At 56.6% G+C, this 14,214-nt stretch carries 13 protein-coding genes; 5 read left to right on the forward strand and 8 right to left on the reverse strand.

All coding sequences use genetic code 11. From position 1 onward, the window contains the following. Positions 1 to 10 precede the first annotated feature (10 nt). From ridA to argF, 4 genes are all read right to left on the reverse strand, one after another. Positions 11 to 397, reverse strand: coding sequence for a 2-iminobutanoate/2-iminopropanoate deaminase (gene ridA / locus ACCW71_RS12700; protein ID WP_436371851.1), 387 nt, complete (start codon positions 395 to 397; stop codon positions 11 to 13). A gap of 72 nt (positions 398 to 469) precedes the next feature. Next, positions 470 to 934, reverse strand: coding sequence for an aspartate carbamoyltransferase regulatory subunit (pyrI, locus tag ACCW71_RS12705; RefSeq protein ID WP_436371853.1), 465 nt, complete (start codon positions 932 to 934; stop codon positions 470 to 472). Positions 935 to 946: 12 nt separating this feature from the next. After that, on the reverse strand, positions 947 to 1,882 hold the full coding sequence (gene pyrB, locus ACCW71_RS12710; RefSeq protein ID WP_436371855.1) for an aspartate carbamoyltransferase: 936 nt from the start codon (positions 1,880 to 1,882) through the stop codon (positions 947 to 949). A gap of 309 nt (positions 1,883 to 2,191) precedes the next feature. Further along, the gene (gene argF / locus ACCW71_RS12715) at positions 2,192 to 3,196 is read right to left on the reverse strand and encodes an ornithine carbamoyltransferase (RefSeq protein WP_436371857.1); all 1,005 of its coding nucleotides are present in this window, start codon (positions 3,194 to 3,196) and stop codon (positions 2,192 to 2,194) included. A gap of 160 nt (positions 3,197 to 3,356) precedes the next feature. On the opposite strand from argF, the gene rraB reads away from it, so the two are divergent. From rraB to ACCW71_RS12730, 3 genes are all read left to right on the forward strand, one after another. Beyond that, positions 3,357 to 3,773: a ribonuclease E inhibitor RraB gene (gene rraB, locus ACCW71_RS12720; RefSeq protein WP_436371859.1), complete on the forward strand. Its 417-nt coding sequence runs from the start codon at positions 3,357 to 3,359 to the stop codon at positions 3,771 to 3,773. 57 nt (positions 3,774 to 3,830) lie between these two features. Further along, positions 3,831 to 4,592 carry a tRNA isopentenyl-2-thiomethyl-A-37 hydroxylase MiaE gene (gene miaE, locus ACCW71_RS12725; RefSeq protein WP_436371861.1) on the forward strand — a complete coding sequence of 254 codons (762 nt, stop codon included), beginning with the start codon at positions 3,831 to 3,833 and terminating at the stop codon, positions 4,590 to 4,592. Between the two features lie 800 nt (positions 4,593 to 5,392). After that, on the forward strand, positions 5,393 to 6,181 hold the full coding sequence (locus tag ACCW71_RS12730; RefSeq protein ID WP_436371863.1) for a histidine phosphatase family protein: 789 nt from the start codon (positions 5,393 to 5,395) through the stop codon (positions 6,179 to 6,181). On the opposite strand, the gene ACCW71_RS12735 is transcribed toward ACCW71_RS12730, so the two are convergent. The 4 genes from ACCW71_RS12735 to pepA form a co-directional block, all read right to left on the reverse strand. After that, a complete protein-coding gene (locus tag ACCW71_RS12735) occupies positions 6,176 to 6,685 on the reverse strand; it encodes a GNAT family N-acetyltransferase (protein WP_436371994.1) in 510 nt (169 codons plus the stop codon). The two genes, ACCW71_RS12730 and ACCW71_RS12735, sit on opposite strands and share 6 nt — an antisense overlap. A 79-nt stretch (positions 6,686 to 6,764) precedes the next feature. Beyond that, positions 6,765 to 9,620, reverse strand: coding sequence for a valine--tRNA ligase (locus ACCW71_RS12740; protein WP_436371865.1), 2,856 nt, complete (start codon positions 9,618 to 9,620; stop codon positions 6,765 to 6,767). Between the two features lie 5 nt (positions 9,621 to 9,625). Next, positions 9,626 to 10,084: a DNA polymerase III subunit chi gene (locus ACCW71_RS12745; RefSeq protein WP_436371868.1), complete on the reverse strand. Its 459-nt coding sequence runs from the start codon at positions 10,082 to 10,084 to the stop codon at positions 9,626 to 9,628. A 67-nt stretch (positions 10,085 to 10,151) separates the two neighbouring features. After that, positions 10,152 to 11,663 carry a leucyl aminopeptidase gene (gene pepA / locus ACCW71_RS12750; protein ID WP_436371870.1) on the reverse strand — a complete coding sequence of 504 codons (1,512 nt, stop codon included), beginning with the start codon at positions 11,661 to 11,663 and terminating at the stop codon, positions 10,152 to 10,154. A 268-nt stretch (positions 11,664 to 11,931) separates the two neighbouring features. Here pepA and lptF point away from each other — a divergent pair, with 268 nt between their 5' ends. Further along, positions 11,932 to 13,032, forward strand: a complete 1,101-nt coding sequence (lptF, locus tag ACCW71_RS12755; protein WP_436371872.1) for an LPS export ABC transporter permease LptF — start codon at positions 11,932 to 11,934, stop codon at positions 13,030 to 13,032. Then, positions 13,032 to 14,108: an LPS export ABC transporter permease LptG gene (lptG, locus tag ACCW71_RS12760; RefSeq protein ID WP_436371874.1), complete on the forward strand. Its 1,077-nt coding sequence runs from the start codon at positions 13,032 to 13,034 to the stop codon at positions 14,106 to 14,108. The genes lptF and lptG overlap by 1 nt, the downstream gene beginning before the upstream one ends. The last annotated feature ends 106 nt before the right edge of the window (positions 14,109 to 14,214 follow it).

Raw genomic sequence — 14,214 nt, forward strand, 5'->3', positions numbered from 1 at the left:
AGCGGTTCGCTTAACGGCGGACCGCAATCGCTTCAATTTCAATCTTCACATCTTTTGGCAGACGCGCCACTTCAACACAGGAACGGGCCGGGAAAGCGGCGTCATGGGCGGTGAAAAACGCCTCATAAGTCGCGTTCACCGTGGCGAAATCATTCAGATCCTTCACGAACACCGTGGTCTTGACGATGTCACCCACCTTCAGGCCTGCCGCTTCCACAATCGCCTTCACATTTTCCAGCGACTGACGCGCCTGCGCGGCCACATCGTCAGCGACCAGACCGGTTGCCGGATCGACCGGGATCTGACCGGATGTGATGATCATGCTGCCCAGATCGACACCCTGAACATAGGGGCCGATAGCGGCCGGGGCTTTTTCGGTACTGATTTCTCGGGTCATCATTGCTCCTTTTATTCTCTTAACAGGCGGTGATTCCGCCGCTCTTCACCATTATAAGGCTGGCCGGAGCGATTACCATTGACCCAAAACCACATGGCGGGCGAACTCTTTCTCGCAATATTTGCACTTCAGATGCACATCGTCGGCCCGCTGCTTTACCGCGAAGCTGGAGAAGACCGGCTCGCTGCGGCTGATACAGTTGCTGTTCGGGCAGGTCAGCACGCGCTCAACGTGGTCCGGCAGCGACGGGGCGATTTTCGCCACCACTTCATAGTCGTCGATGCGGTTGACCGTGGCGTGCGGCGCATAGACCGCCAGCTGATTGATCTGATCGTCGGTCAGGAAGGTGTTCTCAATTTTAATCAGATCTTTGCGGCCCATCTCGCCCGACGGCAGGTTGAGGCCAATGGTAATGCGCTGGTCGGTTTCGGTCAGCCGGAACAGTGACAGTAATTTAAAGCCGATTTGCGCCGGGATATGGTCGATCACCGTGCCGCGTTTAATCGCTTCAACCTGCAATTTGTTGTCCTGAGTCATGGGTGCCTCTCCTTACAGGGCGAGTTCGCTGTTGAGAACCAGTGCCAGCAGAGCCTGGCGCGCGTAGATGCCATTTCCCGCCTGCTGAAAGTACCAGGCGTAAGGGGTTTTATCGACATCGGTGGTGATTTCGTCGATGCGCGGCAGCGGGTGCAGCACTTTCATGTTATCGCGCGCCGTCGCGAGATCGGCGGCACGCAGAATGAACTGCGCTTTGACGTTGGCATATTCGGAGGGATCGAGCCGCTCTTTCTGTACCCGCGTCATGTAGAGAATATCGAGCTGCGGCATCACCTCTTCGAAGCTGTCGTGGCGTGACCAGGGGATGTTTTTCTCATCCAGCATGTCGGTGATGTAGGCGGGCATCGCCAGCGCGTCGGGAGCGATAAAGAAGAAGCGGTTGCCATCAAACTTTGCCAGCGCCTGGGTCAGTGAGTGGACGGTGCGGCCATATTTCAGGTCACCGACCATCGCCACATTCAGCTGATTCAGATGGCTCTGGGTCTCCTGGATGGTGAAGAGATCGAGCAGAGTCTGGGTAGGATGCTGGTTCGCACCGTCACCGGCGTTGAGAATCGGAATGCCGCCGGAAAACTCGGTTGCCAGCCGCGCCGCGCCCTCCTGTGGATGGCGCATCACAATGGCATCAACATAGGTGCCGATGACCGAAATGGTGTCGGCCAGGGTTTCGCCTTTTTTACCCAGCGAGGTGTTGCTGCCGTCAGCAAAGCCCACCGCTGACGCGCCAAGGCGATGGATGGCGGTTTCAAATGAGAGACGGGTACGGGTCGAGGCTTCAAAGAAGCAGCTGGCGATCACCTTGTGCTTCAGCAGTTCCGGCTGCGGGTTGGCTTTCAGCTCGGCGGCGGTGTGCAGCACCAGCTCCAGCTCTTCACGACTGAGGTCGTTGATTGAAATAATGTGCTTGCGGTATAGCGGGTTAGCCATAGCTGTCTCCTCTGCGCGGCCGGATTGCGGACAAAAAAAAGCCCCTGCTTAAGGGGCTTTTTTATGATCGGGTCGATGACCGAAAGAAACAGCAGCACCGCCTGCGGTCAGGCGTGATGGAGCGTCAAATTGTCCGCTGCGCTGTAGCATATTTCCTCCGGCAAATTGTGGCGCATTATACCCGTTCGCGCTGGGGCGGCAAGAGGAAAACGTGCCGGGCGAAAACGTTTGCGGCGCAGGGATCGCAGGGGAAACCAGCGGCGTGCGGTGCTGCCGGTCAGTGGCAGCACCGCACGCTGGCTGGGGGAATTACTGCCCGAGGGTGGCGACCATCACCGCTTTGATGGTGTGCATGCGGTTTTCCGCCTGGTCGAACACAATGCTGTGCGGCGACTCAAACACCTCGTTGCTCACCTCCATGCCGTTCGGCAGATCGTACTGCTCCGCCATCTGCTGGCCCAGCGTGGTCTGATCGTCATGGAAAGCGGGCAGGCAGTGCAGGAATTTCACCTGCGGATTGCCGGTCAGATCGAGCATCGCCCGATTGACCTGATAGTCACGCAGCAGGGCGATGCGCTCTGCCCACACCGATTTGGCTTCGCCCATCGACACCCAGACATCGGTATAGATAAAGTCAGCGCCGTTTACGCCGTCAGCAATCTGATCGGTAAGGGTGATTTTTCCGCCAGTCTGCTGCGCCACCTCACGGCACTGCGCCACCAGTTCCTCTTCCGGCCAGCAGCTCTTAGGTGCCACCAGACGCAGATCCAGCCCCACCAGCGCAGCCGCTTCCAGCATGGTGTTGCCCATGTTATTGCGCGCATCACCGACGTAGACCAGCGTCATCTCGCTGAGCTTTTTGTTCGGCAGATGTTCCTGCATGGTCAGCAGATCGGCCAGCAGCTGGGTCGGGTGAAACTCGGTGGTCAGGCCGTTCCACACCGGCACACCAGCATGTTCCGCCAGGGTTTCCACCAGCGCCTGACCGTAACCGCGATACTGAATACCATCGTACATCCGGCCCAGCACCCGCGCGGTGTCGCGCATCGACTCTTTATGACCGATCTGGCTGCCGCTAGGGCCGAGATAGGTGACGTTAGCACCCTGATCGTAAGCGGCAACTTCGAAAGAGCATCGGGTACGGGTCGAGTCTTTTTCGAAGATGAGCGCGATGTTTTTACCTTTCAGGGCAGGGACTTCGCTGCCGCTTTTTTTCGCCTGTTTTAATTCAGCAGAAAGGGTAAGCAGGTAATCAATTTCGGCCGGGGTAAAATCCAGCAGCCTGAGGAAATGACGCTGATACAACTGACTCATACAGCACTCCGGTGTTAAGCATAATGAATTAAAATTCAATTTAACCGTATGAATATTCATTTACAAGTGCAGCGAGAATAAACTTCTCGTTTTGTGTAGTGGCGCGACAGGCAGTGTGGGAAAATAGCGATCTATTGCCGAATTCAGAGAGGACATTGTCATGGCATATGAAGCATTGCTGGAAGAGCAGCAGGAAGAGACGCGGCAGATTATCGAAGAGCTGCTGGAGGATGGCAGCGATCCCGATGCGCTCTATACCATTGAGCACCATCTCTCATGCAATAATTTTGACTCGCTGGAGAAGGCGGCGGTTGATGCCTTTAAGCTGGGCTATGAAGTCACCGAGCCGGAAGAGCTGGAGCTGGAAGATGGCACCACGGTGATGTGCGTTGACATCATCAGCGAATCGGCGTTGAAGCCGGAACTGATTGATGCGCAGGTTGAGCAGCTGGTGAACCTGATCGGTAAGTACAACGTCGACTACGACGGCTGGGGCACCTATTTCGAAGATCCCGATGCCGAAGATGAAGATGACGACGCCATCGACGATGAAGATGATGATGGTGTTCGCCACTAAGTAGCCCGGGGCGGAGCCTTCTCCGCCTGTCACCCTCTTCACACCTGTTTTGACATCATGAACTACGCACCCTTACTTGAACCGATCTGTCAGTTTCTGCACTGCCGCACGCCGCAGGCCTGGATTGATGAGGCGCGCAAGCCGGAAAATCTGACGCTGCTGTTAACCGACCACCTGGTGTGTGAGCTGAAAGCGGCGCAGACCGCCGTCTGGCTGATCCGCAAATATGTGGCCGACAAACCCAGCGGTGAGGCGATTCTCGCCTGGCTGCAACCCTACGAAGATTTTATCTTCCGCGAAGTGGGCGACAGTGACTTTATTCATGCTCACCGCAACCTGACCAAACGCATTATCGTGCGCAATGCGCTGCCGTGGGCGGACGATCTGGTGGAGAAGATGGTGCTGCTGATTAAAGAGGAGCTGCATCACTTCTATCAGGTGTGGGAGATTATGCAGTCGCGCGGGCTGGTCTATCAGAAGATCACCTCCAGCCGCTATGCGAAATCGCTGCTGCGTGAGGTGACCACCCATGAACCGGAAACGCTGGTGGATAAGCTGATCTGTGGCGCTTATATCGAGGCGCGCTCCTGCGAGCGTTTCGCCAGTCTGGCACCCTGGCTCGACAAGGAGCTGGCGACTTTCTATCTCTCGCTGCTGCGTTCGGAAGCGCGCCATTATCAGGACTATTTAACCCTGGCGGCGCAGATCGCCACTTACGATATTGCGCCGCGGGTGCAGGCGATTGGCATCACAGAAGGGCGGTTAATCAGCGAACCCGATCACGAACTGCGCTTTCACAGCGGCGTACCGGCGTGGTAAGCCATCATTTATGACACCCTTTCAGGGTGTCTTCTTATTCTCCTTTTCCGGTTTGCCTTGGTTTTATCGGACTGTTTTATCTGAAGTAAAAGTTAAGTCGCTTTTTCTATCAAAACTCCCGCTTTTCTGGTGGGTTTTTTGTGCAGCGCCTCACATACCCTATTTTTTCTCTTGAACTTCACACTATAAATAAATACATTCCAGATATTGATATGGGATTGTTATTTTTCAAGCAAAACCCGACGTGTGACCTTTTACCAGAAGGTTATGCGTCGGGTTTTTTATTGGAAAATTAAATGGTCTGGCGGGTTTTTTATATCGTCTTGTATCTTGTTCGGGGAAGTTTTGATAATTAAGGAGGACGTCTTATGTCCGGTATCAATTTCAATAATCTGAAGCGCATTTCATGCAAAGAGTGATTTTCCTGACGTGTCTGCGCGATTGATCCAGCACAGACTCTGGCAGGGTATGTTCTTCGCGCTTTGACAAATAATAGCCGCGGACGTTTTAGTTCGCTGACCGCTGCTCGCAACGTTTACACGCAGAATAAAGAGAAGGCGTGGGGCGCATTAAGTCAGCATTCAATATCAACGGCCATAAAAAGCGGCATACAGTTCAGTTATTGTCGTTTTCATGGTGGTAATAAGCTGGTGAAAACCGGGGGCATTAATTAATCCGTTCAGCTACTGGTATCGAGTTTTAAAAAATCTCACCCTTGCAGCGGCATACAGAAAGGGTAAATGGACACCAGGATTGCGAATAAATATACATCTGGTGTTTTTTAATCAGGAGCGTAAAAAATGAAAATATTAATCAGAATTTTATTATTAACGATTGCAATAGCGATGGGCTTTTCAGGCGGGGCCTGGGGAGCCGATGTGATGCTGTATGTCACCCGGCATGGCAAGACGATGTTTAATACGGTACACCGTGCACAGGGATGGTCCGATACGCCGCTAACAGCCTCCGGCGCGGCGGTAGCGGAGCAACTGGGGCGGGGCCTGAAACCTGTGACGTTCGTCGCGGTCTGGTCCAGCGATTCGGGCCGGGCGAGAGAAACCGCTCAGCTCGCGATGAAAGCATGGAAAAAGGTGCTACCACTCAACGAGGATAAGGGGCTGCGGGAAGTCTGTTTTGGACTTTATGAAGGCGATTTGGATAAGAATATGATCACTGCTGCGGCGCGGCAGGCGGGTTATGCATCTGATGCGGCGCTGCTTGAGGCGTTTAGCAGCGGGAAAATTGATATAGGGGGTGTTATTGATGCTATCCATCAGGCGGAAGCATCAGGCACCTCATCGCTTGCCGGCATCAAATCTTCCGGTCAGGCCGAAACCTATCAGCAGGTGGCTAAGCGCATGCTGGAGAGCATCACTAAGATCGCAAAGCAGGCCCAGCAGCAGGGCGGTGGCAACGTCCTGGTTGTCAGTCATGGTATGGCTATCTCCGCTTTGCTGAAGGCGTTGGGCGATAGCTCTCACCCTACGCAACTCAACAACGCCAGCGTCACCCTGCTGCGCTACACCGATAACGGGGAGTTCAAAATTGAGGCCGTCAATGACATGCGCTACGTTGAGCGCGGATTATAGCGCTCTCAGCATCCGCACTTCGCAGTCGACATGGCCGGTGCAGCCCATCGCACCGTCGATATGCTCAAAGCCCAGTGACTCATAGAGCTTAATGGCCCGCGTCAGGCTGGCGGTGGTTTCCAGATAGCAGCGCCGGAAACCCTGGCTGCGCGCATGATCCATCGCCCGCAGCGCCAGTTCGCGCGCCAGGCCCTGACCGCGCACCGCGGGCAGAAAATACATCTTTTGCAGTTCACAAATATCGGGCGCGCTACAGGCGAGTGGCGCAACGCCGCCGCCGCCTACCACCTTGCCCTGGTATTCAACGACCCAGTAGGCGCTCTGGTCGGCGCTGTACAATTCAAACAGCTGATCGAGCTGCGGGTCAGATACGGTATAGCCTTTGTCCGCCGTCAGGCCGAACTCGGCGGATACGTCGCGGATCACCTGGGCGATATGCGGATTATCGGCAGCCGTAATCGGCCGCAGCAGAAGGTCAATACGCGGGGTGGCGCTGGTCGTCATCATCTCTTCCGGATTTGTACGAGGTCAATAAAAAAGCCGGGCAAGCCCGGCTTTATGAATAAGCTGTCAGCTTCGACGCTTACAATGCCGCAATGACCGCCTGCTGTTCAATCAGTTTTGTTTTTGACTGTTGCAGTTCGGCGACACGTTCGCGCTCTTTCGCGACCACCGCTTCCGGGGCGCGCGAGACAAAGCCTTCGTTTGCCAGTTTGGTCTCGATCTTCTCGATTTCGACCTCCAGCTTCACCAGCTCTTTCGCCAGGCGCTCCAGCTCGGCGGTTTTATCCACCAGATCCGCCATCGGGATCAGCAGCTCTGCGCCTTCCACAATTTTGGTCACCGACACCGGACCTTTCTCGCCCGCAGGCAGAATGGTCAGGCTTTCCAGACGCGCCAGGCGCGACAGGAAGTTGCGGTTAGCCTCAACCCGGCGCTGGGCCGCAGCTGAGCAGTCACGCAGCAGCACATCCAGCGGCTTGCTCGGCGCGATGTTCATCTCGGCACGGATATTACGCACCGCGACGATCGCCTGTTTCATCCACTCAATGTCCGCTTTCGCTTCGGCATCCTCTTTCGCCGCGTCAAACTGCGGGAAAGGTTGCAGCATGATGGTGTCGTCGCTGATATTTTTCAGCCCTTTGACGCGCTGCCAGATGGTTTCCGTGATAAACGGAATGATCGGGTGCGCCAGGCGCAGCAGCGCTTCCAGCACCTGAACCAGCGTATGGCGGGTGCCGCGCAGTTCAGACTCGCTGCCGCTGTTCATCACCGGCTTGGTCAGCTCCAGATACCAGTCGCAGAACTGGTTCCAGGTGAAGTCATACAGGATGTTGGCGGCAATATCGAAACGATAGCTATCCAGCGCTTCGCGGTACGCCTTCACCGTGTGGTTGAATTCGGTGAGGATCCAGCGATCCGCCAGCGACAGCGTCATTTCGCCGCCGTTCTGACCGCAATCCTGATCTTCGGTATTCATCAGCACAAAGCGGCTGGCGTTCCACAGCTTGTTACAGAAGTTGCGATACCCTTCCAGGCGCTTCATGTCCCAGTTGATGTCGCGGCCGGTTGAAGCCAGCGCCGCCAGGGTGAAGCGCAGCGCATCGGTGCCAGAGGGCTCGATGCCGTTCGGGAACTGCTTCTCAGTGCGTTTGCGGATCTTCTCCGCCAGCTGCGGCTGCATCATGTTACCGGTGCGTTTTTCCAGCAGCGCCTCCAGCGAGATGCCGTCAACCATATCCAGCGGGTCAATCACGTTGCCCTTGGATTTTGACATCTTCTGACCCTCTTCATCGCGGATCAGACCGGTCATGTAGACGGTTTTAAACGGCACCTGCGGTTTGCCATTTTCATCTTTGATGAAGTGCATGGTCAGCATGATCATGCGGGCAATCCAGAAGAAGATGATGTCGAAGCCACTCACCAGCACGCTGGTCGGGTGGAAGGTACGCAGCGCTTCGGTGTTTTCCGGCCAGCCCAGGGTTGAGAAGGTCCAGAGACCGGAGGAGAACCAGGTGTCCAGTACGTCATCATCCTGACGCAGCGCCACATCGGCGGCCAGGTTGTTCTCGGCGCGGACTTCCTCTTCGGTGCGGCCAACATAGACGTTACCGTCGTTGTCATACCAGGCCGGGATGCGATGACCCCACCAGAGCTGACGGGAGATACACCAGTCCTGAATATCGCGCATCCAGGAGAAGTACATGTTTTCATACTGCTTCGGCACAAACTGGATGTCGCCGTTTTCAACCGCTTCCACCGCGACTTTCGCCAGCGGGGCGGTACGCACGTACCATTGATCGGTCAGCATCGGTTCGATCACCACGCCGCCACGGTCGCCGTAAGGCACCGTCAGGTCATGCGGTTTGATCTCTTCCAGCAGGCCCAGCTCGTCGACGGCGGCGACAATCGCTTTGCGCGCCGCGAAGCGTTCCATCTGCTGGAATTGCATAGGAATTACATCACTATAAACATCTGAGTCTTCACCATTGTGATCAAGCACTTCAGCGTATGACCTTATAGTACCTTCGAAGGTCAAAATAGTGATCATCGGCAGCTTATGACGACGACCCACTTCGTAGTCGTTAAAGTCATGCGCCGGGGTGATCTTGACGCAGCCGGTGCCTTTTTCCATGTCGGCGTGTTCGTCGCCGACGATCGGGATCAGGCGACCCACCAGCGGCAGCATCACAAATTTGCCGATCAGATCTTTATAGCGCGGATCTTCCGGGTTAACGGCAACACCGGTATCGCCCAGCAGGGTTTCCGGGCGGGTGGTGGCGACCACCAGATAATCTTTGCCGTCGGCGGTTTTCGCGCCGTCCGCCAGCGGATAGCGGATATGCCACATCGAGCCTTTGCTCTCGCGGTTTTCCACTTCGAGGTCGGAGATGGCGGTGCGCAGTTTAGGGTCCCAGTTCACCAGGCGTTTGCCACGGTAGATTAGGTTCTCTTTATAGAGGCGCACAAACACCTCTTTCACCGCGTTTGACAGACCCTCATCCATGGTGAAGCGCTCGCGCTCCCAGTCCACGGAGTTGCCGAGGCGGCGCATCTGACGGGTAATGGTGCCGCCCGACTCTGCTTTCCACTGCCAGATTTTGTCGATAAACGCATCACGACCATAATCCTGGCGCGTTTTGCCCTCTTCAGCCGCAATCTTGCGCTCAACCACCATCTGCGTGGCGATGCCCGCGTGGTCAGTACCCGCCTGCCACAGGGTGTTTTTCCCCTGCATGCGCTGGTAACGGATCAGGGTGTCCATGATGGTTTGCTGGAAGGCGTGACCCATGTGCAAGCTACCGGTGACGTTCGGCGGCGGGATCATGATGCAAAAGCTTTCCTGGCTGGTGTCGCCATTCGGTTTGAAGTAGCCCTGCTTTTCCCAATGCTCGTAAAGCGGCTGCTCAATATCTTGCGGGTTATATGTCTTTTCCATTTCTGCTATGTCGTTTGCGGCTGTGGCGGCGTTGCCGTATTCAATTGGAAACCAACGCTGCGATACGCTTTATAGCGGTCGCGCGCCAGCTGTTTGAGAGCGTCTTCGTAAGGAACGAAGTCTATCACTTCATGGAAAGCAGTAGCAAAATCTGCGAAGTGCGGCAGCAGGCTAATCAGCAGGTCGCGCGAGGAACTGCCGCGACGCTGGGGCCAGGCCAGCTCGACCGGCGCACCGTAGCGCGGGCCTTCGCCCGCCAGGTTGTGCGGCACAAAGGCGTTAGCCGGCCGCTGCCACAGCGCTTCGTCGAGGCGAATCGCCTGCTGTTCATCTTCACAGGCGATCAATACCCGCTTTCCGGCCCGCCAGCGTGTTTCCGCCAGATTGCACACCAGCGCTTCGATAGCGCTCAGGCCATCAACGGGGGCATCGGTTTCCAGCACGTAGAAGGTTGCGTTTTTCATCGGTTTGCTCATCAGAAGATCAAGGGCGGAATCAGCTCCGCCCTTGTGTTGTCAGCATCGTCGGCGATCAGTCGTCGCCGTTCAATCCTGCCCGATTCAACAGGAACTGCGACAGCATCGGCACCGGACGTCCGGTGGCGCCTTTGGCTTTGCCGGAGCGCCAGGCGGTGCCGGCAATATCCAGGTGCGCCCAGTTATATTTGCGGGCGAAGCGCGCCAGGAAGCAGGCGGCGGTAATCGCGCCACCCGGACGGCCACCAATGTTCGCCATATCGGCGAAGTTGGACTCCAGCTGCTCCTGATACTCATCGGCCATCGGCAGACGCCAGGCGCGATCGCCTGACTGCTCCGAGGCGCTGATCAGCTCATGCGCCAGCGGATTGTGGTTCGACAGCAGGCCGCTGATGTGATGGCCGAGCGCAATCACGCAGGCCCCGGTCAGCGTCGCCACGTCAATCACCACTTCCGGGTCGAAACGTTCAACGTAGGTCAGGGCATCGCACAGCACCAGACGGCCTTCGGCGTCGGTGTTCAGCACTTCAACGGTCTGGCCAGACATGGTGGTCAGCACGTCGCCCGGACGCATCGCCCGGCCATCCGGCATGTTTTCACAGCCCGCCAGCACGCCGACCACGTTGAGCGGCAGATTCAGCTCCGCCACCATGCGCATCACGCCATAGACCGAGGCCGCGCCGCACATGTCATATTTCATCTCATCCATGCTGTCGGCGGGCTTGATGGAGATGCCGCCGGTGTCAAAGGTCAGTCCTTTACCCACCAGCACAATCGGGCGCGCATCCGCGTCGGGGTTGCCCTTGTACTCAATCACCGACATCAGCGATTCGTTCTGCGAGCCGGCACCAACGGCGAGATAGGCGTTCATGCCCAGCTCTTTCATCTGCTGCTCGCCGATTACCCGCGTGGTGACATTTTTGCTGAAGGCGTCGGCCAGCTGGCGCGCCTGTGACGCCAGGTAGGCGGGGTTACAGATGTTCGGCGGCATGTTGCCGAGATCTTTCGCCGCTTTCATTCCGGCGGCCACCGCCAGTCCATGCTGGATCGCCCGCTCACCGCTGGTGAGTTCACGGCGGGTCGGGACGTTGAACACCAGCTTGCGCAGCGGACGACGCGGCTCTGCTTTGTTACTTTTCAGCTGGTCAAAGTTGTAGAGCGCCTCTTTTGAGGTTTCCACCGCCTGACGCACTTTCCAGTAGGTATTGCGGCCTTTTACATGCAGTTCGGTCAGGAAGCAGACCGCTTCCATCGAGCCGGTGTCGTTCAGGGTATTGATGGTTTTCTGGATCACCTGCTTGTACTGGCGTTCATCCAGCTCACGCTCTTTACCGCAGCCAATCAGCAGAATCCGCTCAGAGAGGATGTTTGGCACATGATGCAGCAGCAGTGTCTGGCCCACTTTTCCTTCCAGCTCGCCGCGGCGCAGCAGGGCGCTGATATAGCCGTCGCTGATTTTATCCAGCTGCTCGGCAATCGGTGACAGACGACGCGGTTCGAAAACGCCAACGACAATGCAGGCACTGCGCTGTTTTTCCGGGCTTCCGCTTTTTACACTGAACTCCATGCACTCTCCTGAATCTTAAAGACAACGGCGGCGGCTGCCGCTAGAATGTAGCGCGCTCATGACCCATTTATTCATCGTGGCAGCATGACATTCTGCCGCTGGAGGTCATAATGAATCGGGGTGACAGGATGTTGTTTTTTCACCACCCAAGCACGTTTGTCATACAATTTTAGCGACGACAGCGGCCATTGATGAAGAAAAATGGCTGATAAGCGTTGAAACTAGCGATTTTCCTGCAAAAAGACAAGTTTTCACAGGCGTACTAAGCGTGATCATCATTAGATATCTGGTTCGGGAAACGCTCAAAAGCCAGCTGGCTATCCTTTTCATCCTGCTGTTAATCTTCTTTTGCCAGAAGTTAGTCAGGATCCTGGGAGCCGCGGTGGATGGCGAAGTGCCGACAAACCTCGTTCTGACCTTGTTAGGACTCGGCGTGCCTGAAATGGCACAACTTATACTGCCCCTTAGTCTGTTTCTGGCGATCCTGATGACGCTGGGACGGCTCTACACGGACAGCGAAATCACCGTGATGCACGCCTGCGGCCTGAGTAAGGGTGTGCTGGTAAAGGCCGCGATGGTCCTGATGCTGTTGACCTCCGCGGTGGCGGCGGTGAACGTGGTCTGGCTCGGTCCCTGGTCATCCCGCTATCAGGATGAGGTGACGCAGAATGCCAAGGCGAACCCTGGTGCGGCGGCGCTGGCCGCGGGTCAGTTCCAGACCTCCAGCGATGGCAGCGCGGTGCTGTTTATTGAAGATGTGAAGGGCAACCAGTTCGGTAATGTCTTCCTGGCGCAGCTACGGCCTAAAGGCAATGCGCGTCCGTCGGTGGTGCTGGCTGACAGCGGCCATATGGATCAGCATAAAGATGGTTCCCAGGTGGTGACGCTGGATAAAGGCACCCGCTTTGAGGGCACCGCGCTGCTGCGTGATTTCCGTATCACCGACTTCACCCACTATCAGGCGGTGGTAGGCTATAAAGCGGCGACGCTGGACCCGAACGATGCTGAGCAGTCGAGCTTCAGCGGCCTGTTCGGCAACGATTCGCCGGCCTTCCGCGCGGAGCTGCACTGGCGTCTGACGCTGGTGTTTGCGGTGCTGGTGATGGCGCTGATGGTGGTGCCGCTCAGCGTGGTCAATCCACGTCAGGGCCGGGTGCTGTCGATGCTGCCGGCGATGCTGCTCTATCTGATCTTCTTCCTGTTGCAGAGTTCGCTGCGGTCGAGCGGAGCGAAAGGGCGACTCGATCCCGCGCTCTGGATGTGGGTGGTGAATATCAGCTATCTGGTGCTGGCGGTGCTGCTTAACCTGTGGGATACGGTGCCGATGCGTCGGATTCGTGCCCGCTTCACCCGCGGAGGCTCGGTCTGATGTTTCGCGTACTCGACCGCTATATCGGTAAAACCATTTTTAACACCATCATGCTGACGCTGTTTATGCTGGTGTCGCTCTCCGGCATCATCAAGTTCGTCGATCAGCTGCGTAAAACCGGCCAGGGCAGCTATAGCGCGCTCTCCGCCGGTTACTACACCCTGCTCAGCGTTCCGAAGGATATTGAGATCTTCTTCCCGATGGCGGCCCTGCTGGGTGCGCTGCTGGGGCTGGGCGCGCTGGCGCAGCGCAGTGAGCTGGTGGTGATGCAGGCGGCAGGCTTTACCCGCATGCAGGTGGCGCTGTCGGTGATGAAAACCGCCATCCCGCTGGTGCTGCTGACCATGGCGATTGGCGAGTTTGTCGCGCCGTCAGGCGAGCAGATGGCGCGTAACTACCGGGCGCAACAGCTTTACGGCGGGGCGCTGGTCTCGACGCAGAACGGTCTGTGGGCGAAAGATGGCAACAGCTTCATCTTTATCGAGCGCATTAAAGGCGACAACGAGATTGATGGCGTCAGCATCTACAGCTTTAACGATCAGCGTCGGCTGCAAAGCGTGCGTTACGCGGCGACGGCGACCTGGGATGCGGCGAAGAAGCGCTGGATACTGTCCCAGGTGGATGAGTCGAACCTGACCGATCCGAAGCAGATTACCGGTTCGCAAAGCCTGAGCGGTGAATGGAAAACCAACCTGACGCCCGACAAGCTCGGCGTGGTGGCGCTGGACCCCGATGCGTTGTCGATTCGCGGTCTGTATAACTACAGCAAGTATCTCAAGCAGAGCGGTCAGGAGTCAGGACGCTATCTGCTGAATATGTGGAGCAAGATTTTCCAGCCGCTGTCGGTGGCGGTGATGATGCTGATGGCGCTCTCCTTTATCTTCGGTCCGCTGCGTAGCGTCTCGATGGGAGTGCGTGTTGTCACCGGTATCAGCTTTGGCTTCCTGTTCTACGTGCTGGATCAGATCTTTGGTCCGCTCAGTCTGGTTTACGGCTTGCCGCCGATTCTGGGGGCGATTCTGCCGAGCTTCGCCTTCTTCGCTATCAGTCTGTTTATGCTGATTAAGCGGCGTTAAGCGCAGTAAATGAAGTTAAAGAAAAGGCCGCGCAAGCGGCCTTTTTTGTGGCTGATGTACCGGCTCAGGGAGCATACGTTTCGGCATCGTCTGGAGGTTACGGTTT

This window comes from Pantoea sp. C2G6, assembly GCF_051336815.1.
Classification (GTDB): Bacteria; Pseudomonadota; Gammaproteobacteria; order Enterobacterales; family Enterobacteriaceae; genus Pantoea.